The following is a 23355-nucleotide window of genomic DNA, read 5'->3' as shown; positions in this document are numbered from 1 at the left end:
TATTGGGTTACCAGAATGATTATCAGGCAGCGACAAGCGAATACGATATTAGTTATAAACGAGTGTATTAATGGGCTTGTAAGTATCAATACTCGCACGATTAGGCGATATTAAAGGATAACTAAAAGGCAAAGAACTAACGACAGGATTAGAATGATTGAGAAAACGTATACGTGAGCTAGAAGTGTGAGAAAAAAGAACTGGAGGTACAGATCGCTTTTGCCAAAAATAGTCGAAATACGCAATCGGGAGGCGCATCGGCCGGACGATATCAAGGAATTTGAGGAATAAACCAAGATGGTTATTTCATTATTACAATTGAGCAATTATTTTAGTTAACTGGTAGGATAATTTACGTGGTTGTAAATTAAATTTGCGATTTTAAGGAACGGGCACAGCAAAAAACAAAGATTAAGTAAGTTGTATTACGCTTCAATGTAATGGTGTGCGATTTGTATTATATCAATTCGTATAGACAAATTTAAAATAAATTGCCACAGTACACACGACGTGTACAAACACGTCAAAAAATATTTATGAAAAGTTAAGCGAATACAGCACATTGAAAACAAAAGAAATGGTGATATAATAGAAAAAAAGGAGAATAGCGATGAATTTAGATAATTTCAAACCATTGAAAGTGGTTTCTGGAGGCAATACATTAACTATATCAAAAAATGGCCTGTCATTTTCTCAAGCAGCCATATTTACTCTAGGTAAGCCAGAATATGTAAAGGTTTTGATTAGCCGTCAAGATAAAGAAATTGCAATTCAAATAACTGATGAGTCAGATGCAGACAAGACAAGATTTTACAGGAAAAGAAATAAAAATTTTTCTGTAAGGTGGAATTCAGCTAGTTTGAAAAGTATTATCTCGAATCTTATGGCGTGGGATCTTTCAAAACATACTTACAAAATTAATGGAAAGTTTATTAGTGAAGATAATCTACTATTATTTGATTTAAAGGAGGCGATTGTTAAGTGAATAAAAAAAGGTTTGAGAGTTGCCGCTCTCAAACCTAAGTAACTATTTTATATGAGTGGTATAGTTACAACTTACATGTTATCAGATTTACGCAATACATTAAAGTTCTTTAACATAGTTGTAACTTATTATTTTTTTCATATCCAAGTAGAATAATAAGGAGGAAAATAATGGTTCAAAAATTTGTTAAAGCATTGGATTTACGCACTAATAATGAATTTATTATTAATCAATTAGATCAACTAGAAAGTAGCGACGATGTTCTTCATAATCTGGGATGTCCGATATGTGGTTGCCCTCTTGTATTTCATCATACTGGCTCCAGACGAAAAGCCTATCTTTCTACCAAAAGAGGATTTAATCATACTGACGAGTGTGTTAACAAAGTACACGCAGAATTAAGACAAAGAAAATTTGAAGCTATCGGACATGACGATATTTATATTCCTTTCCAAGCACAACATGCGAGGGCATTAGATTATTATCATCAGCTAGTGAACCAGGAAAATAAAATTTTAAAGAATAGTATAAAAAAGAAAAGAGCTAATAATAGTAAATCAAAAAGAAATTATCCCGGAACAAAATTGGGACATAGGATAGTACATCGACCGTCAATAATTCCTTCTGTGGGAGTACCTTTGAATAAAGAGAGAGTGCGAATGCCGGGAGTAACCATCTATAATGTTCGAAATTATATTAATAGAACCGTAAAGTTTGGTGGGAATTTACTAAAAATAAGTCGCAGTGGGACATCAGTATCCATATTTATTGGAAATAGCCACAATAATGTTCCTATTATCTTAAATGAAGTATTTTTAAGAGATGCGCCATCTGGGTATATTAATGGAATTAAAGCATTAATAAAAAGATGTAATAAAGATGGTGGATTTACTAAAAGAATACTAATAGTAGGGATAGTTGATGTGCAAATTGGAATTAATGGGCAAGTGGAGTGCTTGGTTAGAGCAGAGAGCGCGTTGCTTTTTAATGGCAAAACTTTAGGATTGTTTATTAATGGCCTGGTTCAATGATTATGTTGGTTTTAAGTGCTAATCTCAATTGAAAACTGAATAATTCCTCAGGGTCGTAACCTCATTGCATTCAGCAATGAAGTTACGGCCTTTTTATTTTGCCTAATTATAGAAATCTAATAGACAATTTTTGGAAAACGTTTTCGCGGACTGCAACCCATTAATTTGCAAATAACTAACTTGATGGTCCTTTCATATGATTCAATATAATTGAATAATATCTTATAAAATAAATAGTCTCATCAAAATATAATTTTGATAAATCGTTGACGTAGCAGCATTGACAAAAAAAGTAATAATATAAAGATGGTTGATCAACTACTTAATCTTTAAGAGTCAAATTGGAGGCTATTTTTATGACTGAAAAATAGCATACTGATTTAAATCTTGATGCACTTTTCATTGGTGACAAGTCTGAAAATGCGGATATTTTTAAGTCAACTATGAATAAGCTTGTCAATGAACATATGGGTTGGCGTTTGAACTATATGCCACAAGACAAGCCTTTAATTACCGAAAGCGACAAGGATAGTGCGTCATTCAAGAAGACGAGCGAAAAAATGCAAAGTGTTCTGGATGAATTATCTGTTCGCCTGCGTTCTAACTCAGTTCCTTGGCATTCACCACGCTACTTTGGTCATATGAATTCAGAAACGTTAATGCCATCCATCCTCGCATACTCCTATGCAATGCTTTGGAATGGTAACAACGTTGCTTATGAATCATCACCAGGTACTTCCCAAATGGAAGAAGAAGTTGGTCAAGACTTTGCTAAGTTGAACGGCTTTAAAGAAGGTTGGGGCCACATTTCAGCCGATGGTTCATTGGCTAACATGGAAGGCCTCTGGTACGCCCGGAACATGAAGAGCCTGCCATTTGCGATGAAGGAAGTTAAGCCTGAATTAGTTTCTGGTAAGAGCGATTGGGAACTTGCCAACATGTCTGCCGAAGAAATCCTCGACATTTTGAATAAGCAAGACCCAGAAGTTGCTTCTGACATTAAGCGTCACTCTGCTCGTGCCGGTCATGACATGGACAAGCTGGGTAAGTGGATTGTTCCACAAACCAAGCACTACAGCTGGATGAAGGCTGCCGACGTGACTGGCGTTGGTCTGGACAACGTTGTTTCTTGCCCAGTTGATGAAAACTACCGTCTTGATGTCAACGAACTTGAAAAGATCATTCGTGACCTTGCCAAGGACAAGACTCCAATCTTGGGTGTTGTTGCCGTTGTTGGTTCAACTGAAGAAGGTCAAATCGACCCAGTTGACAAGGTTGTTGAACTTCGTAACAAGCTTCAAAAAGAAGGCATTTACTTCTATCTTCACATTGACGCTGCTTATGGTTCATACGCTCGTTCACTCTTCTTAGATGAAGACAACAACTTCATCCCTTACGAAGACTTGAAAGATGTTCACCAAAAGTATGGTGTCTTCCAAGAAGACAAGGAATACATCTCTAAGGATGTTTACAACGCCTTCAAGGCCTTCCCAGAAGCACAATCAATCACCGTTGACCCTCACAAGATGGGTTACGTTCCATACGCTGCTGGTGGTATCTCCATTCGTCACAAGGAAATGCGTGACATTATTGGCTACTTCCCAGTTTACGTTTACGACAAGCGTTCTGGTGCTCCTGCAACCTTGACTCCATACATTCTTGAAGGTTCCAAGGCTGGTGCTACTGCTGCTGCCGTTTGGGTTGCTCACCGGATCATGCCATTGAACGTTTCTGGCTATGGTAAGTTAATTGGTCGTTCCATCGAAGCCGCAAACCGTTACTACGAATTCTTGAAGGGCTTGAGCTTCAATATTAATGGTACTGAAGTAGAAGTTAACCCATTAACTCATCCAGATTACAACATGGTTGACTGGACATTCAATGTTAAGGGCAACACGGACCTTGCCAAGATGAATGATTTGAACTTGAAGTTCTATCAACACGCATCATTCGTTGGTGGCCCAGTTTACAACAACGACTTTATTACTTCACACACTGACTTTGCTACCGATGGCTACGGTGACAGTCCATTGAACTATGCAAAGAGTCTTGGCTTCTCTGAAGATGAATGGAAGAGGACCCAAACAGTTGGTATCCTTCGTGCTTGTGTGTTAACACCATTCCTTTACGACCGTGACAACTTTGCTAGTTATGCTGAAAAGATTAAGTCAGCTATGGAAGAAAAGTTAACTGCTATTTTAGGTTAATTTTTCAAATTAAATAATACGTTAGCTCAGAGAGTCTATCTCGCTGGGCTTTACGTAGTTTAGTGTGAAAGGAATAAAACGATGAGTGAAAATACAAAAATTAGTTTAGGTACCTTCGTCGGTATCGGGATGGCCATGATTGCCACTGTCCGGAGCGTGCCAACTTTAGCCGCTGCTAGTTGGCAAATGTTCTTCTACATGGCATTTGCGGTGATCTTCTTTGCATTACCAGTTTCCTTAATGTCCGGTGAATTCTCCGCGATGTTACAAGATGCTGGTGGCCCACAATTATGGGTCCGGACCGGTTTGAACCAAAAGTGGGGCTTTACCACCGCTTGGTTGCTTTGGGTTCAAATTTTCCCAGGAATGGTTATGGTTGCTTCAACCCTTGGCCCACTGCTGGGGAATACTGTTGGTAATGTCGCTTTAAGCCAAAATCACTGGTTTACATTAGCATGTATTATTGTCATTTATTGGATTATCACGATTTTGAACTTGAAGTTCGACATGGTTAAGTTTGCAGGTAACTTTGGTGTTTGGTTTGGGGTTTACATTCCATTTGCCGTTATGATCATCATGGGGATTGCCGCTTCTGTGAAGACTGGGATTGATGTTCACAGTGTTCTGGGAACTTTCTCCGCACACAAGTTACTTCCAGATGTAAGCACGTTCAAGTACGTTGCCGCTATTTCCTTCATCTTTACTGGGATTGAAACCTTAGGGGTTTATGTTCCACGGATGAAGGATGCTACTCACGATTTTGTTCGTGGGGTTGTCTTCGCTTTGGTAGCTATGGTTGTTTTGAATGTTTTGAACGCCATCTGTGTTGCTAACGTTGTTCCAAAAGGTTCAACTGAATTGACGAACATTACTCAACCTGTTTTGCTATTCTGCAAGATTCTTGGTTGGCCAACTTGGATTGCCAATGTCTTTAGTTTGTTAGCCGCCATTGGTGTCTTCCTTCAATTGTCTGGTTGGGTTACTGGACCATCACAATCGATGATTCAAGTTGCTCGTGAAGGTTTAATTCCTTCCAAGTGGGGCTTCTTTAAGCACAACAAAATTGGGGTTGCTCGGAACGTTATTTTGACGCAATCCACTTGTATCACCATCTTTGCCTTAATGTACGCATTACCAGACATTAATGGTGTGTTCTTACTCTTAACTAACACGACTACGCTGCTCTACTGTGTTCTGTACTTCTTAATTGCGATTGCTTTTATTCATTTACGTTACACAGAACCAGATATGCCTCGTCCATACCGGATCGGTAAGCACGGCAATGTTGCAGCGTGGATTTGGACGATCTTCTTCATTTTTGGGATTCTTGCAATTGCGATCGTAACCTTGGCAACTGCCGGGGTTGCTAGCGCAATCACAATGGCTGTAATTACCATTGTTTTGACGGTTATTCCACTAATCATCAATGCACACAAAAATGACCAATGGCTCAAAGATGCCCAAGCTTACGAAGCCAGTCAAAAATAATTTGTTGTGATTTATAAATAGTAGGAGTGACCCTTATGGCTAAAAAGAAACGAGACAAACCGCACGTTGGAATATTAGAAAGTTTAATTGTCGTCATTTGTATCCTGATCATTTTGGGGTACTTGATTATCTTCCAGTCTCAATCTCCGCAAGTCCCGCTGCTGGTATCAGTAATTGCATTGATGCTTTACGGTGGAATCCGCGGATTTGGCTGGGGGACAGTGATGGACGGCATTGAAGAAGGAATTAAACCGGGAGTAATTCCGCTAGTCATCTTTCTAATGATTGGTGTCCTAATTGCCACTTGGATATATTCCGGAACGATTCCTACCATTATGTATTTTGGCTTCAAGATCATTTCGATCAATTTCTTCTTACCAACGGTGTTTATCGTTTGTTCTTTGATCGGGTTAACTTGTGGTAGTTCCTTTACCACAGTTTCCACGATGGGAATTGCCTTTATTGGAATCGGTACCGCCCTCAGAATTAATCCCGGACTCACTGCCGGAGCGATTGTTTCCGGCGCCTTCTTCGGAGCCAACACTTCACCATTATCCGGTACAACTAATTTGGCCGCAGGTGTCGGTGAAGTAGATCTGTACACGCATATCAAGTCATTGCTTTGGACTGACATCCCGGCATGGGTGATTTCTTTAATACTCTTCTTCATCTTTGGCATTCACCATGGTAATGCTAGTTTGTCTGTCGTTACGCACATGACAACGACTTTGCAACATGGCTTCTGGATTTCTGGGTGGACGATCTTGCCAGTCATTTTGTTATTGATTATGGCTTGGTTAAAGGTTCCTGCTGTTCCTTCATTAGCCTTTGGGTCATCCTTTGCAGTCATCATTGGTTGGCTGCATGATCCAATCAAATTAAATACATTGGCAAATTACATTATGAATGGCTATGTTGCTCATACGGGAAGTAAGTCAATGAATGAGTTACTTTCCAAGGGTGGCATTAGCAGTATGTTGAGTTCACTATCCTTAATTATTTTTGCATTAGCGTTAGGTGGATTACTAATTAAATTTAACGTGATTGGCGCATTAATTGATGGAATGGAGAACTTCGTTAATAGCGTCGGCAAATTAGTGTTAGCAACTGCCATTACCTGTTTTGGTGTGAACTTCCTGGTGGGTGAACAGTACTTATCTGTGATTTTGCCAGGTGAAAGTTTTGCTGCCTCGTTTAACAAAATGAAGTTACCAAAAACTTACCTAACACGGGTGTTAAACGATGCCGGTGCAGCAGTCAACTCGATTGTTCCATGGAGTGTTAGCGGAGTATTTATTTCCGGGACGTTACAACTTAGCCCGTTTAAATACATTCCGTACTCATTCTTCCCAATTACTGTTCCAATTTTAACGATCTTAGTCGGCTTTTTATTAGGTCATAGAAAGAAAGTAAATAATCAGTGAGGTGATTATCATGGATATCTTAGAAGATTTAAAGTGGCGTGGTGCGATTAACCAATGCACAGATATTGATGGATTACGAGAATTATTGAAGAATAAGAAGATTTCACTCTACTGTGGAACGGACCCAACTGGTGATTCGCTACATATCGGACACTTGATTCCGTTCATTATGCTGAAGCGATTCCAGTTAGCGGGGCACCACCCTTATATCCTCATTGGTGGGGGAACTGGTTTTATCGGTGACCCGTCCGGTCGGAAGACAGAACGGCAACTCCAAACTTCTGATCAAGTTCAACACAACAAGGAAGCTTTGACCAAGCAAATGATTAAATTGTTTGGAACAGAAAACTTCAAAATTGTTGATAACTACGATTGGCTGAGTCAAATCAGTTTACTCGACTTTCTACGTGATTACGGTAAGTCCTTTAACGTCAATACGATGCTTTCCAAGGAAGCTGTTGCTAGTCGGTTAAAGAACGGGATTTCATTTACCGAATTTAGTTACCAAATCTTACAGTCAGTCGACTTTTTGTACCTCAATGAACATGAAAATATTCAACTCCAGATTGGTGGGGCTGATCAATGGGGGAACTTGACCAACGGGGTCGACTTGATCCATAGCAAAAAGCCAAATGAACCAGCATTTGGCTTGACAATTCCTCTGATGCTGAAAGCAGACGGAACCAAGTTCGGTAAGACCGCTGGTGGCGCTGTTTGGTTGGATCCAAAGAAGACCTCTCCATTTGAATTCTACCAATTCTGGTTGAATCAGGATGACCGCGACGTCGTGAAGTACCTGAAGTACTTTACCTTCCTTAGCCACGAAGAGATCGACGCCCTTGCTGAAAAGGTCAAAACAGAACCACAAAAGCGGGAAGCTCAACGTCGCTTAGCTGAAGAAGTAACGGAATTTGTTCATGGTAAAGAAGCCATGGAACAAGCTGAAAAGATGTCTCAAATTCTCTTTAGCGGTGACATCCAACAACTCTCCGTTGCTGAACTGGAAGAAGCCTTTGAAAAGGTGCCTTCTGTCGAAATTAGTAGCGATTCCGCGAACGTCATTGACTGGCTAGTGCAAACCGAAATTGAATCATCCAAGCGGCAAGCTCGTGAAGATGTTCAAAACGGTGCGATTACCATCAATGGTGAGAAGGTTACGGATACTGACTTTGTCATTGATCCAACGGCCCACTTTGATGGCAAGTACGTAGTTGCCCGGAAGGGTAAGCGGAACTACTTCCTTGCCAAAGTAAAATAGAATCTTTACTTCTGCGCGGGTGGGATTAGACATCATATGATGTGTAAATAATTTGAGCTTAGCTGTATCGTGACTGGAAATAATCCATCTCCTACGGATGAAACCAGGGATCCGAATAATCCATCAGAAAATTGTCATGAGCGCAAATAATAAACGATTTTCTGTTATCAAACATTTCAAATTATTGGGTGAAGTAAATATCTTAAGGTCCAGCTTTCACATTTGTGGAAGCTGGGCCTTTTTCTTGGGGATTAATTTGGTGAAACGTAATTACAATTCACGGTGATTTTGTTGGTGAATGTAATTATATTTCGGCTTAATACTTCACATTAAAAGTGATCTTTATTCACCAGATCATCAGAAGCAGTACTATTAGGATTTATCAATCTTAATTTGCTTAAATTCATATGCCGATTTAAAACTACTAATAAATGATTTGAATGCTTCTGTCTCATCACCTGGCTGAATTTTCTCTTTATTTACAAAGAAAGGTTTCATCATTGAATCTAAATCATTTAGCATTACAATTCTATTGGTAATTCCAAAGTCTTTACTTTTATAAAAAGTACTAGGTGCTGATATTATATGTTTTTTAACGTTTTTATTATTATCGATCCAAAAAAAACGAGGAATATTTCCCTAAAGGACTTTGAAGTGTTTGTAAAATAAATAGATCGTATCCTTTTTTTGCCCCATCTACGCGAACTAAGAAATTTTTAATTCTTTTATTACTAGTAGAGGTATAGTATAAATTGCATTGGGATTTAAAAATAGTTAAACCACTTCTGATTTTCTGATGTAGCCTCTCATACCTTAAGGAATTGCAAAAATCTTTTATATTGTTGACAGATTCTCCTATATCATCATTCGAGTATATTAAAGTGTCAACCTTAAGGGGTATTGTACGCATTTTTTATACTCACTTATATATCTAGATTGAGGTGAGTTTATGAGAAATGATGTTTTAAAAAGGATGAATCGCTACGTGATTGAAAATATTAAGCCAATGTAGCTTTGTGGATCTAGTATATTCAAAATTAATTCGACAGTAGATGTCCTGTAGCCAACACACTCTCAAGTTCCTTCTTAGATGAGGTTGCCATAATTCGTGTAAGCCAATTTTTATCAGAAGCGTATTTTAAAATTACTTCTAGAAATGGTACTTGCAGTTGAGAATCAACCGGTGCGAGCGTAATGACGATGTTGATTTGTTTGCCACCGACACTTTGAAATGGCTCTTTAAAGACGTTAAAACCAATTCCAAAATGATTAACACCATCATTTGGTGCTCCATGAGCTAACATAATTCCGTTTCCAATGACCATATAGTCACCATGCTTTGTAGTCTGTTCAATGATCTTTTTAGTATAAGCATGCTGAGTGGCACCACTTTGTTCTAATGGCTTAAATGAGTTCTCAATTGCATCTATCCAAGTTGTTGGCGTACTAAAAATCTGGATATAATGCGAATCAATCCCTAAAAAGTGTTCTCGATTTGGATAGGGAATTTTGATGCTTTCGGCTGACAACAGGAAGTCATTAAGTGCCGCCTTTAGTTGATGTGGTTCCTCAATTCGGGCATACTCAGCAATCACGTCGATTAAGGATTCAACATTAATTCTAGGTTCTGCTCCCTCATCAATCATGTGGATTTTTACTAAAAAGCATCTAATTGTATGCCAATCTGCTTTTGTAGGCAAAGCCTGAATTTGAATTGCGGGTACATCTTTTCTGGTATTGATCGGCAAGGTACTGATAATTCCGGCAACGTCACTCCAATTAACATTTTCCAACTCTAAGGTATTGAACGGTCGGATAAAATTAACGGCTGGATAGACATTTTTTAATTGGCGAAATAACATTCTGGAAGTTCCAATTCCACTAGAACATACGACCATGACGCCCTTTTGATGGGGCGTCTTTTTTTCGTTTCTTAAAGCACTACCAAAGTAAATTGAGATTAGAGAAATTTCGTCATCAGACAACTTAGTATGGATAAACTTTTCAAGTGGTGCAACACACAATTTGGTCATTTGAAAAGTTTCTCGATAGTTTGTAGTGATTTCTTTGAGTAGTGGATTATGATATTGGATCTTATACCGACATCTGTAATAGGTTGGCACTAGGTGAATAGTTAAATTCTCGGTGAGTTTATCAGTGTCCTCGGTAAGTTTAGAGTTTGTCGATAGTTCCCATTGGTGCACTATTGCTTTAGCAATTGGTCGGAGCTTTTCCATCATAGGATTATCATGCCCAATGTAATTAAATTGGTTGGAATTGATAATGGTGCTAAGGTAATTGATCTCAGATGTTCGACTAATACCTGTTGCCATTAGAAAGCGAGATGCCCAGACACTGGAGAGACTAGTATAAGCAGTATTTGGTTTTTGATCATTGGGTAATTGATGTTGTTCGTCGCTAACACGAAAAAGGTACCAACTAAGAAAGTGCAGTAACGAATTGAATGCATTACCAGACAAAGTACTTCCTGTAATTTGCTCAAATCCCTTTAACTGCTCAGTAATATACTTATAATTTTGCTTTAATTTTGTTAGGTCAATTAATTCATAAATGATTGAAAGATTCGAGAGTACCCATCGGCGCTTTGCCATTTCATCACCAGCGATTTCTTTTCCAAGATCGGTATTGACCATGCTTAAACCCGAAGGAAGATTCTTCTTTATATTTCTAATATCGTTTAAAATTGTGCTTTTACTAACACTGTACAGGCTTTGCATTGACGAAATAACGGGATGATGGTCACTAATCATCAAATAGATATCAATAATTTGTCGATCATAACTCGACGGTGTTTTTAATAAACGGATATTTAATTTAGTGACATGCTGAGGTTCTAAAAACTGCTTTTTTAAGACATGAATAGTTGAATCAGGGAGAAGGTAGCCAATATTTCGGACATAGGCTACTGGTTCGAGGCCGTTTTTGTCTAGCACTGAATTAACCTTCTTGATGACGTAAAAAAGGGAACGACGGGAGATCAGCAACTTATCCGCTAACGATTGTGAATCAGTAAACTTTTCAACTTTGTTACAGAGAATGGTTAGTAGTTCATTGCCATGCTTAATATTTGTGAAGTCAATCATAATTTAAGCCCCTTTTTACATGCTTAATTTTTGCACTCTCGTTAACACTATTATTGCGCTTGTGCACTTATTTGTAAATATCTATACTTTAGTCGAAAGTTAAGAGAAATGAGGTGAGGAAAGGATGTCGTTAGTTGATCCTGAGCTAATTCAACTGAATGTTGAAGCTAGTGATTGGAAAGATGCTATTCAAAAAGCTGTTAAACCATTTGTGGATCATCATAAGGTAACCAAAGAATATTCCAAAAGGATTATTGAGATCGCTGAAGAGACTGGACCATACATTGTAATTGCGCCGCATGTGGCGTTGCCACATGCAAGCTCCAAAGATGGAGTGTTGGCGGATGCAATTGGGTTAACCACCCTTAAAGAACCAGTCAAGTTTGGTAATAAAGATAATGATCCGGTGAAATATTTGTTTACGTTAAGTTCTGTTAAGCCGGAGGGCCACTTAGATCAAATGGCAGAGTTAGTGCAATTATTACAAAAAGATAATTTTTATACTCAATTAGATCAGGCCCAAAGTGTTCAGCAAGTTGATTCACTGGTTAATAATTAAGGAGGACGAATAATTATGGCTAGCGCATTAGTTACATGTCGAAATGGTATGGGAACAAGCACAATGATGACCGTGCAAGTTCGAAACGTTGCTTCAAAGAATGGTTGGGACCTAGATGTTTCTCATTCTAGTCTTGACGGGGTTGGTAGTTTCAACGGTGATGTTGTAATTGCTTTAAACGATGTTGCAGAAGATTTAAAGAACGAATATCCAGATAAAAAAGTTATTGGCATTACAAATATGATGGATGCTAATGAAATTGAAGAAAAATTAAAGCCAATCATGGAAGGCTAATCTGAGGAGGAGTTAGACATGAAATTTGTCGTTGCGTTACTTAGTAATCCAGCGATCCTCTTAGGATTAGTTGCCTGCATCGGTTTAATTGCTCAAAAAGGTAAAACTGGGACCGATGTTATCAAAGGTACGATTAAGACGATTGTTGGTTTTGTGATTTTCCAAGGTGGTGCTTCAATGATTACGGCATCACTACAAAAATTTAATAAATTATTTCAAACTGGGTTCCATATCCATGGGGTAATTGCTGCTCCTGAAGCCGCTACTGCTGCAGCTCAAACTCACTATGGTTTCGTTGTTTCTGTAGTTTTGATTTTAGGATTTGTTTTCAACTTAATTTTTGCACGGATTACACCATTTAAGAACATCTTCTTTACAGGAGGTCACAGTTTATTCTTTGCTTGTGTCTTAGGATTAATTTTGAAATCATATGGAATGAATGATTTCTGGTCATGTGTCCTTGGTGGAGCTATTCTTGGTTTTTGCTCTGGTGCTTTGCCAGAACTATGTCAGCCATTTATGCGCAAAATTACCGGAGGCGACCAACAAGCGATTGGCCACTTTAACATGATTGGATATGCACTATCCGGTTGTGTTGGGTTGCTATTTAAGAAACATGCTGATGAAACTACGGAAAATATTCACTTTCCAAAGTTTATGTCCTTATTCAAGGACTTTATCATTGGTGTTGCCATTTTAATGTTGATCCTCTTCTACGCCGCAACATTGGCTGCTGGTGAAGCATATACTACTAAAGTTTCTGGTGGAGTACAATGGTTAGTCTTCCCGATGATTCAAGCATTCAACTTCACTGCCGGAATGAGCATCCTGATGTACGGTGTTGGAATGTTCCTGGAAGAATTAACAAACGCCTTTGTTTCTATTTCAACCAAGTTTATTCCAGGTTCACGTCCTGCACTGGATGTGCCAACGATCTTCCCTTACGCGCCAACAGCTGTCTTAGTTGGATTTATTAGTTCGTACACTGCGGGGTTAGTAGCGATTGTAATTATGTTGGCTTTACACTTTTCAACTGTCATTATTCCAGCTGCCCATATTTGCTTCTTCTCTGGTGGTGCCTCAGCGATCTTTGGTAATTCAACTGGTGGTTGGCGTGGTGCTATTGCAGGTTCCTTCGTTATGGGACTTTTATTAGCATTCTTACCATTAGTATTGATGCCAACTTTCCAACATATGGGAATTAGTGGATCTACGTTCCCAAACGTTGATTACAACGTAATTGGAATCTTTTTAAAAGGTGTCTTGAACTTATTCTAAGTTTTAAAATGTGAGGTTATATAACAAATGATTCAACGAATTGATATTGCCAAAAAGATGGCTGATTATAACTTGATGTCAGTTGTTCGTGCAGATCCTGAACGGACGTTAGAAATTGCCAAGGCTTGTTATGATGGCGGCGTGAAGATGATTGAAATTAGCTTCACCGTTCCAACTGCTATTGAATCAATTGAATTAGTTAAAAAGGAATTGCCAGATGTCATCATTTGTGCAGGAACGGTACTCGATCCTACAACAGCACGGTTAGCGGTCCTTCATGGTGCTGATGCAATCTTGTCACCACAATTTGACGCGGATGTTGCTAAAATTACTAATCTTTACCAAATTCCTTATTGCCCAGGTTGTCATACAGTTACGGAAATGACTACTGCTCTTAAAGCCGGTGCGTCATACATTAAATTCTTCCCAGGCTCGGCAGTTGACGGTCCAAAGTTAATAAAGACGGCAGTTACACCAACTCCATTTATGCCAATTCTGGCATCTGGTGGGATTAACTTCGATAACTTCTATGATTTCCTAGATGCTGGAGCAGATATTACTTGTTTTGGTGGCTTACTAGCTAACGGTGATGCTAAAACAATTACGGAACATGCAAGCAAGCTGAATGAAATGCTTAAAACCTACCGTGAAACTCACTAGTGACAAGTAAATATCTTAAGGTCCAGCTTTCACATTTGTGGAGACTGGACCTTTTTCTTGGGGATTAATTTGGTGAAACGTAATTACAATTCACAGTGATTTTGCTGGTGAATGTAATTATATTTCGGCTTAATACTTCACATTAAAAGCGATCTTTGTTCACCAGATCATCATGCCTACCTATTACACTATCTGCAATTCACTTGTGTGGGTGGGGTTCAAGATTGTCTCAAAATCTTGGTGATTTGCGATCGCCCTTTATCGCTGGTAATTATCTATCTTTACATTTACCAGGAATCCATTAATCCAGCAGGAGATTGCCTGAGCGCACATTGGCAATTTTCTGTGATCCAACATCGTAAATCGTCGGGTAAAGTGAATTTCAAACAGGGTTCAGCCTCTTTGACAGGGGATGAGCCCTGTTTTTTCCTTATTATTCTACTGACTAATTATTTTTGAATCATGTTAAAACTGAAGAACCGGTAAACACCTGTAGGGGGGACATATTCATAATTTAGTTACAGTTAATTTACTCATTTGTAATGTTTTGATAATCTAGACCTTTTACAATGGACGGTGATGATTATTAAGGAGGATTTAAATTTTGCCTAAATCAGCAAAGACTTACTCATTGAAAACCTTGTACACCGTCTCGGCCACGACCCTGACAACGCTCTTAGCCGTGGGGGTCATCAGTACCCACGCCGTACACGCCGATACGACGACTGACCAGCCGACGACCGATACCGCGTCGCCATCGTCATCCGCCCAAAGTGCCACTGTAGATTCAGCGGCTACGACCAGTGCTACGACCACGAGTGCTGCAGCGTCCACGAACTCAACGACCCAAGTTCAGGCGACGATGACCAACGCCGCGACAACCACGTCTAGTCAATCGACGACGGCCGTCACGAAGACTTCGGCGGATACTCTGGACGTGGCTTCCTACCAAGGAAACATCTCGACTGCGACCTACCAGAACTACGCGAGCCAGGGGATTGAAAATGTTGTCGTTAAGTTGACCGAAGGGACCAGCTACACCAACCCTTACAGTACTTCTCAGGTAAAAAATGCGCAGGCGGCCGGCTTAAATGTTGCGGTTTATCACTACGCCCATTTCCAAACGGCCCAACAGGCGGTCAATGAGGCCAATTACTTTGCCTCAGTCGCTAATAGCCTTGGCCTTTCCAAGAACACCCTGGTGATTGCGGACATGGAGGATAGTGACGTCCAATATTCTGGCGTTGCCAGCAACCTCCAAGTATTCTTTGATACCCTAAGCTCGCTTGGGTACACCAACCACGCAGTTTACACGGGTCTTTATTACGATGAAAAGTACAACGTCAGCTCGGTCGTTGGGAAAGACCGGACCTGGATCGCCCAATATTATTACGATTACACCGCGACCGAATCCCGGGTGAATGCCAAGCGGAACGCCGGCTACGGTGCCTGGCAGTACACCAACAATTGGAACGGAACCAGTATTGACGGGACGATCGACCTGGGTCTGTTCGCCAACTACATTAATAGTGGGGTGACGAAGGCGGCCAACCTGGACGAATTCGACATCGACGCCACGACCGGGACGGTCAACGTTTCCGGCTGGTTTGCGGATAACGCCAATGAAGGGCTCGACAACCGGTACGTGATCCTGGTGGATGCGGACAATAATAATGCTGAACTGGCTCGCCAACAGGTCTCCGCGGGTACTCGGTCAGACGTCGCCAGTGCCTATCCTGACCTTTATGGTTCCAGCACCTCCGGTTTTAGTGCCCAGTTCACGATGACAACGGCTCTGCAAAACGCGATTAGTGCTGGCCACCACATTACGGTAATTTTCCGCTATACCGCCTCGAGCGATGGCAATAGTCTCTACAACGATTATAACTTTAGCGACCAGGTCTTGAATGCCAACGTAGCGAACCTGGACAACTTTACCGTTTCCGGAAACACGATCACCGTCTCCGGTTGGCACGCCGCCGACCAGGCCCTGGGGCGTAGCTACCACTATCTGATCCTCTATGACGCTACGACAGGAAAGGAACTGGCTCGGCAACTTGTGCCGACGACGAGCCGGTCAGACGTTGCCAAAGCCTACCCGGGTGTTTACAATGCGGGCCAGTCCGGTTTCTCCACGACCTTTACCATCAATTCGACGGTTCGTCAGGCCCTTGCTAATGGCGATGCCCTCCAAATCATTAGTCGCTACACTAACGACGCGGCGGGCAACGGCGATACCGTCGATTACTGGTTTGCGGCACAAAAGCAGAGCGATGCTAACGAAGGGGCCTTAGATAACTTTAACCTCAGTGACGGCACTCTCCACGTGAGCGGGTGGCACGCGGCTGACCGCTCGACTTACCTGCCATACCAGTGGATCATCATTTATGATCAAACCACGGGACAGGAAGTTGCCCGCCAAAAGGTCTCGAACGTTAGTCGTCAGGACGTCGCCAACGCTTACCCGGCGATCGCCAACGCGAGTCAATCCGGCTACAGTGCTGACTTCAAAATTAGCGATTATACAAACCTCCAAGCGGCCTTACTCCGCGGGGATTCACTAGAAGTGATTGCGCGGTATTCCGATGACGCCACGAATGGTGAGGGGACGAAGGTGGATTACTGGTACTCCAACAACGCCAAGAGTTTTAATCAATCCACGGCGGCGAGTGCCCTTGATACCTTTACGATCACTGATAACCAGGTTCAGGTGGCCGGGTGGTACGCTGACGACCGGAGTGCGGGGGGCACGAGTAAATACGTGATCCTGTATGATGCGACGACAGGGAAAGAGCTCTCCCGGCAGCTCGTGACGAGCGGTGACCGGGCGGATGTTGCCAAGGCCTACCCGAAGATTTACGGAGCCGGTCAATCCGGGTTCACCGCCTCCTTTGCGATCGATAGTAATACGGCCTTACAAACCGCTCTGAAGAACGGTGACCAGCTCCAGGTGATCATGCGGTATTCGGATCAGGCCAACGGTGAAGGGACCTACATTCAGCACTTCTTCACTGCCCAGACCTTGACGGCGAGTGCCGGCAGCTTGGACAGCCTGACCGTTAACCAGGACGGCTCGATTACGGCCACCGGTTGGCACGCGGCCGATCAATCGGCGGGACGGCAGTACCACTACGTCATCCTGTATGATGCCACGGCTGGGAAGGAATTGTCCCGGGTCCAACAGACCTCGACAATTTACCGGAATGACGTCGCAAAGGTTTACCCATATATTTATAATGCGGGTAAGTCCGGGTTTAACGTCACCTTCAACAGTTCGGCCGTCATTCGGCAGGCCCTGCAGGCTGGCCATCAGATTCAGATCATCGACCGTTACACCGATGATCCGGCCGGTAACGGGATTAACACCGTCGATTTGTGGTTTGTAGCACGGACATTAAAATAGTTTTTTTAAATTGGCGCCGGCTTTCGTAGTTCACGAAGGTCGGGGCCTTTTTGTATGCAATCAAGTTGCATTTAACGGGGATTTTTTTTATTTTACCGAAATTCACTGCAACTCGCGGGGCGTTGTAGTAAAGTAGTTATGTAATTGTGTAATTTGGGAGGATTAATTGAAGATGAAAAAACGGTTTAAACTCTACAAGAGCGGCAAACTGTGGTGTTGTGCTGCGCTTGCCTTTGCGGCAGTCACCATGGGAACGACGACGCTCGCGCATGCGGCGACCACGCCAACTACAACACCAGTGAAGACTGTGCAAACGACAAATACCACTAGTGATCAGCAAGCGGCCCCGACGCCGGCAACCCCAGTCACCAACCAGGTGCCGGTGGACCACACCACAACGAATAACGATGTCAACGCTAACCAGGGTGCACTCGACCACGTCCAGGTCACGACGGATACCAAGGGGACAACGACTTTGAACGCGTCCGGTTGGCAAGCCGTGGGCAAGAGTAACGACCAACAGTACCGTTACGCAATCCTGTATGACAACACGACTAACCGGGAAATCGGGCGTCAGCGGGTCACCCCCGTTGACCGACCAGATGTGCAAAAGGCCTATCCATACGTTGATAACAGTCTCCACGCCGGTTTCAACGTGAACTTCACCTTGCCAAGCAACTTCAATGGTCATTCACTGAGCGTGATTGCCCGTTACAGTACTGACGCAGTCAACGGCGAAGGGACGCACACCGACTACTGGTTTGCACCGATCGTGATTGACAGCCAAAATCGGGCATCTCTAGATTCAATCACCAATGATGGCAAGGATAACGTCGTGGTCAGCGGCTGGCACGCCAACAACGCCGCAGCCGGGCTGAAATACCACTACATCATTGCTTACGACCAAACGACCAATCGGGAAATCGCCCGCCAACTGGTGAAGGATGGCGAAACCCGAACTGACGTGGCTAAGGCCTTTCCGACGATTGCCAATGCCGGCAAGAGTGGGTTTAAAGTGTCCTTTAAGCTGACGTCGCAATATGCCCGGGACAACATCCAATTCGTAAGCCGGTGGACTAACGATCCAGCCGGTAATGGCAATGCAGTCGACTACTGGTTCTCCGCTGTGACGAAGCAAAACCGGGGTAACCTCGATCAGTGGAACCTCAGTGACGGGACGCTCCAAGTGAGCGGTTGGCACGCCAACGATGTTGCGATTTTCGCCCCATACCACTACCTGATCGTTTTTGATAATACGGTGCAACGCCAGGTGGCTGCAGAATTGGTCCCAACCACGGCTTCCAAGGACGTGGCTAAGGTTTATCCGGACACCCGGAGCGCGGGGAATTCCCGCTTTAGCGCTGACTTCACGAAGTTGAGCCTGACGCCGGGCCATTCCTATTCATTAGTGAGTCGTTATTCCACCTCTGCCAAGGGCAACGGTAACGACGGCGTCTATACTGACTACTGGTTTGGTGCGCAGACGTTGAACCAACATGCCTTTAGCATCGACAACTTTACGCCGGACGGCCAAAAGCTGACCGTCAGTGGTTGGATGGCGAGTGATGACGCTTTGAATTTGACAAAGCCATTCGTAATCCTGCTGGCGGACGGTAAGGAAATTGGTCGCCAAGCAGTCACTTTGACGGCTCGGCCTGACGTGGCCAAGGCTTACCAGGGATTGTACAAGAGTGGACTGAGCGGCTTTACCGCCACCTTTACCTTACCGACAAACATCAAGAATAATATCAACCTCGTCCTGCGGTTCAGTAATGCTGAGAATGGGGAAGGCCGGCACGCGGACATGTGGACGCAGGCCTACGCCGCCAACGCTGGGAATTTTGACCGGGCGGACGTCAATGGCAATACTTTGCACGTCAGTGGTTGGCATGCTTCCATGGCCAGCGCCAACCGGCCGTACGAATACATCATTGCCCTCGACGGGGCCAGTGGTAAAGAAATCCAACGCTGGAACATTTCTGACCAACACGTGAGCCGGAATGATGTGCAAAGGGCCTACCCATGGATCAACGGTAGTGGCCAATCCGGCTTTGATGTGACCCTGAATAATTTCGGGGGCAACCACGAATACTTCAAGCTGATCCACCGGATTACTGATGACGCGGCTGGTAACGGGAACTATGTTGATTACGAACAAACCATCGACCATACAAATTACCAACAACGACTGATTGATGCCTGGCGCAACATCATTAACCAGCACGGCAATGCGATCGGGATCGCGATCAAGTCGCAATTAACCGGGCAGGTTGTTTCCTATACTAATGCCCCAGGTCACCACTGGTGGATGGCTTCGACCGTCAAAGTGCCCGTGCTGTCTGAATTATTGCATCGGACTGGTGGCAACCTCGACGGGACGATGCAAAGCCTCGCGACGCGGATGATCCGTTACAGTGACAACGACGCGACGACGGCAATCGTCAATAACTACCTTGGTGGGGTCAATGGTCTGTACGGCTTATTCCACGCCGAAGGGATGAATAACACCTACACGACACCGAATGGTTGGGGAACAACCTCAACCACGCCAGAAGAAGTCGTGAAGTTATTGAACGACCTGTATCTTGACCAAAACTCCGGTTACCTCAACCAGGCATCCCGGGACTACGTTCATTACCAAATGATGAACGTGTCTGCTGGGCAAGACTGGGGGATTTCTGCCGGCACCGCTCGCGGCAGTTTCTACATTAAGAACGGGTGGATTCCAGTTGGCTACGGCATCGTCAACAGTATTGGCTTTATCCCGAGCGCTGATAACCATCACGGTTACGCGATTGCGGTCTACTCCGATGGGAACCCAAGTTTCCAATCCGGGATTAACGTGATTGAACAACTGGCCCGAGTCACGAAGCAGATTTTACAAGGTTAATCATCAAAGGAAAGCCGGTTAATTTCCGGATTTTTTGAAGTTGGGAGAAATCAATGAAAACACGATTTAAGATGTATAAAAGTGGGAAACTCTGGTGTTATGCGGCAATTGCTTTTGCGGCGGTTACCATGGGGACGACCACGGTGGTGCATGCGGACAGTAATGAGGCGAGTCCCGTTACAACGAGTGCGCTGGTATCAACAAAGGCAACGGAACCAAGTCAGCATTCAACCACATCGGTAACCCCATCCAACGAGGTGCCGGTGGACCAGACGACCATGAATAACGACGTCAACGCTAACCAAGGTTCGCTAGACCATGTGCAGGTGACGACGGATACGAAAACGGGGACGACGACCTTGAACGCCAGTGGTTGGCAAGTTGCTGGGCAAAGTAACCAGGAACGTTACCGGTACGCAATTTTGTACGATAACACTACGAACCGGGAAGTCGACCGCCAACGGGTGACCCCGGTCGACCGGACTGATGTTCAGCAGGCTTACCCACACATTGATAACAGTCTGCACGCCGGTTTCAACGTTAACTTCACGTTGCCAAGTAACTTTGCGGGACATTCGTTCAGCGTGATCTCACGTTATAGTACCGATGCACTGAATGGCGAAGGCCAACATACTGATTACTGGTTTGCGCCAGTGGTAATTGATAACCAGAACCGTGCTTCCCTGGATAGCCTGGTGAGTGACCAGGACGGTAATTTAACGGAGAGCGGCTGGCACGCGACGAATGCGGCGGCCGGAATGAAGTATCACTACATCATTGCCTATGATTCCACGACTGGTCGGGAAATTGCCCGGCAACTGGTTCAGGACGGCCAAACGCGGACTGACGTGGTGAAGGCCTTTCCAACGGTTGGTAATGCTGGCAACAGTGGTTTCAAAGTGCAATTTAAGCTGACGCCACAGTATGCCCGGGACACCATTCAATTCGTGAGCCGGTGGACCAACGATCCGGCTGGAAATGGGCAGGCGGTTGACTACTGGTTCTCGCCAGTGACGAAGCAAAACCGGGGCAACCTCGACCAATGGAAACTCAGTGATGGAACGTTGCAAGTCAGTGGGTGGCATGCGGACGATGCAGCAATTTTTGAACCATACCACTATCTGATCGTCTTTGATAACACGGCACAACGCCAAGTGGCTTCAGAACTGGTTCCAACTACGACTGCCACGGACGTGGCAAAAGCTTATCCGGATACTCGAAGCGCCGGTCACTCCCGTTTTGGCTATGCCTTCACCAACCTTGCCTTAACACCGGGTCACTCATATTCATTAGTGAGTCGTTACTCCACGTCCGCCAAGGGAAACGGTAATGACGGTGTTCATACTGATTACTGGTTTGCTAGTCAAACTTTGAATCAGCAAGCTTACAGCATTGACAGCTGGCAAACGACTGGAGAACAATTAACCGTCAATGGATGGCTGGCGAGTGATGAACATCTTGATAAACCAATTGCCTTTGTGATTTTACTGGCGGACGGTAAGGAAGTTGGTCGTCAACGAGTTGAATTAACGGTTCGAAATGATGTCGCTAGGGCATATCCAAGTCTGTACCAAAGCCAGCACAGTGGTTTTCAAGCTACCTTTACTTTACCAAAGAACGTTCGCAATAATATTCAATTAGTGCTGCGCTTTAGCAATGCTTCGAATGGTGAAGGACAACACGCAGATATTTGGACGCCCACCTATCCGGCCAACGCTGGGAACTTTGACCGAGCGGATGTCAACGACACTACCTTGCACGTCAGTGGTTGGCACGCTTCGCTGGCTAGTGCGAGCCGGCCGTACGAGTACATCATTGCCCTCGATGGGGCCAGTGGTAAGGAAATCCAGCGGTGGAACATTTCTGACCAACACGTGAGCCGGAATGATGTGCAAAGGGCTTACCCATGGATCAACGGTAGTGGCCAATCCGGCTTTGATGTGACCTTCAATAACTTTGGCGGGAACCACGAATACTTCAAGTTGATTCATCGATTTACTGACGATGCGGCAGGTAACGGTAACTACGTTGACTACGAACAAACTATCGACCACACGAATTACCAACAACGGTTAATTAGTGCTTGGCAAAATATCATTAGTCGCCACGGTGGGCACATCGGGATTGCGATTAAATCGCAATTGACCGGCCAAGTTGTTTCGTATACAAATACGCCAGGCTATCATTGGGAGACGATGAGTACAGTTAAGGTCGCCATCTTAACAGAATTGTTGCACCGAACTGGTGGCAATCTTGACGGCACAATGCAAAATCTTGCCACCCGGATGATTCGGTACAGTGACAACAGTGCAGCCACGGCGATTGTGAATAATTACTTGGGTGGAGCACAGGGCTTGCGCTCGCTTTACAACCAGTTGGGGATGACAGATACCGGGACCAACAGTACTTGGGGATCATCCTGGACCACGCCAGAAGACCAAATTAAGTTGTTGAATGACCTGTATCTCGACCAAAATTCCGGTTACCTTAACCAAACTTCACGGGACTATATTCACTACCAGATGATGAACGTATCTGCTGGTCAAGATTGGGGCATTTCTGCTGGCACCGCCCGCGGGAGTTTCTACATTAAAAATGGTTGGTATACTGATGGCGAGTGGGTCAACAGTATTGGCTTCATTCCAAGTGCTGACAATCACCATGGTTATGCGATTGCGGTTTACACTGACCAGGACCCGAGTTTTGCGGCAGGAATTAACGTGATTGAGGAACTAGCCTGGGCGACAAAGCAAATTTTACAAGGGTAATGAGAG

13 protein-coding genes and 1 pseudogene are annotated in these 23355 nt (G+C 43.7%); 13 read left to right on the top strand and 1 reads right to left on the bottom strand.

What is annotated here, in order from left to right; all coding sequences use genetic code 11:
* Window positions 1–610: 610 nt before the first annotated feature.
* The 6 genes and pseudogenes from NFR43_RS00145 (at window position 611) to tyrS (ending at window position 8393) form a co-directional block, all read left to right on the top strand.
* Window positions 611–985 (top strand): hypothetical protein, encoded by a 375-nt coding sequence (locus tag NFR43_RS00145; RefSeq protein WP_251545319.1) that lies wholly within the window; start codon window positions 611–613, stop codon window positions 983–985.
* 170 nt (window positions 986–1155) lie between these two features.
* Window positions 1156–2016, top strand: a complete 861-nt coding sequence (locus NFR43_RS00140) for a hypothetical protein (RefSeq protein WP_251545318.1) — start codon at window positions 1156–1158, stop codon at window positions 2014–2016.
* 356 nt (window positions 2017–2372) lie between these two features.
* Window positions 2373–4223: pseudogene (tdc, locus tag NFR43_RS00135) on the top strand (tyrosine decarboxylase).
* An 81-nt stretch (window positions 4224–4304) separates the two neighbouring features.
* Window positions 4305–5711, top strand: a complete 1407-nt coding sequence (gene tyrP, locus NFR43_RS00130) for a tyrosine-tyramine antiporter (protein ID WP_251545317.1) — start codon at window positions 4305–4307, stop codon at window positions 5709–5711.
* Window positions 5712–5746: 35 nt separating this feature from the next.
* A complete protein-coding gene (gene nhaC, locus NFR43_RS00125; protein ID WP_251545316.1) occupies window positions 5747–7135 on the top strand; it encodes a Na+/H+ antiporter NhaC in 1389 nt (462 codons plus the stop codon).
* Between the two features lie 10 nt (window positions 7136–7145).
* On the top strand, window positions 7146–8393 hold the full coding sequence (gene tyrS, locus NFR43_RS00120; protein WP_251545315.1) for a tyrosine--tRNA ligase: 1248 nt from the start codon (window positions 7146–7148) through the stop codon (window positions 8391–8393).
* Between the two features lie 1037 nt (window positions 8394–9430).
* On the opposite strand, the gene NFR43_RS00115 is transcribed toward tyrS, so the two are convergent.
* A complete protein-coding gene (locus NFR43_RS00115; RefSeq protein ID WP_251545313.1) occupies window positions 9431–11497 on the bottom strand; it encodes a PRD domain-containing protein in 2067 nt (688 codons plus the stop codon).
* Window positions 11498–11621: 124 nt separating this feature from the next.
* On the opposite strand from NFR43_RS00115, the gene NFR43_RS00110 reads away from it, so the two are divergent.
* The 7 genes from NFR43_RS00110 (at window position 11622) to NFR43_RS00080 (ending at window position 23349) form a co-directional block, all read left to right on the top strand.
* Window positions 11622–12056 carry a PTS sugar transporter subunit IIA gene (locus tag NFR43_RS00110; protein WP_251545311.1) on the top strand — a complete coding sequence of 145 codons (435 nt, stop codon included), beginning with the start codon at window positions 11622–11624 and terminating at the stop codon, window positions 12054–12056.
* Window positions 12057–12071: 15 nt separating this feature from the next.
* On the top strand, window positions 12072–12350 hold the full coding sequence (locus NFR43_RS00105; RefSeq protein WP_251545309.1) for a PTS sugar transporter subunit IIB: 279 nt from the start codon (window positions 12072–12074) through the stop codon (window positions 12348–12350).
* 18 nt (window positions 12351–12368) lie between these two features.
* Entirely contained in the window at window positions 12369–13628 is a 1260-nt protein-coding gene (locus NFR43_RS00100; protein WP_251545307.1) for a PTS ascorbate transporter subunit IIC, read from the top strand.
* Window positions 13629–13655: 27 nt separating this feature from the next.
* The gene (locus tag NFR43_RS00095) at window positions 13656–14288 is read left to right on the top strand and encodes a beta/alpha barrel domain-containing protein (protein ID WP_251545305.1); all 633 of its coding nucleotides are present in this window, start codon (window positions 13656–13658) and stop codon (window positions 14286–14288) included.
* A gap of 604 nt (window positions 14289–14892) precedes the next feature.
* Window positions 14893–17691, top strand: a complete 2799-nt coding sequence (locus tag NFR43_RS00090) for a GH25 family lysozyme (protein ID WP_251545303.1) — start codon at window positions 14893–14895, stop codon at window positions 17689–17691.
* Between the two features lie 172 nt (window positions 17692–17863).
* Window positions 17864–20581: a serine hydrolase gene (locus NFR43_RS00085; RefSeq protein ID WP_251545301.1), complete on the top strand. Its 2718-nt coding sequence runs from the start codon at window positions 17864–17866 to the stop codon at window positions 20579–20581.
* A 53-nt stretch (window positions 20582–20634) separates the two neighbouring features.
* Entirely contained in the window at window positions 20635–23349 is a 2715-nt protein-coding gene (locus tag NFR43_RS00080) for a serine hydrolase (RefSeq protein ID WP_251545299.1), read from the top strand.
* The last annotated feature ends 6 nt before the right edge of the window (window positions 23350–23355 follow it).

The organism is Limosilactobacillus caecicola, assembly GCF_943192935.1.
Classification (GTDB): domain Bacteria; phylum Bacillota; class Bacilli; order Lactobacillales; family Lactobacillaceae; genus Limosilactobacillus; species Limosilactobacillus caecicola.
Note: the sequence above shows the minus strand (reverse complement) of the source record. Positions and strands in the feature narration are given on the sequence as shown.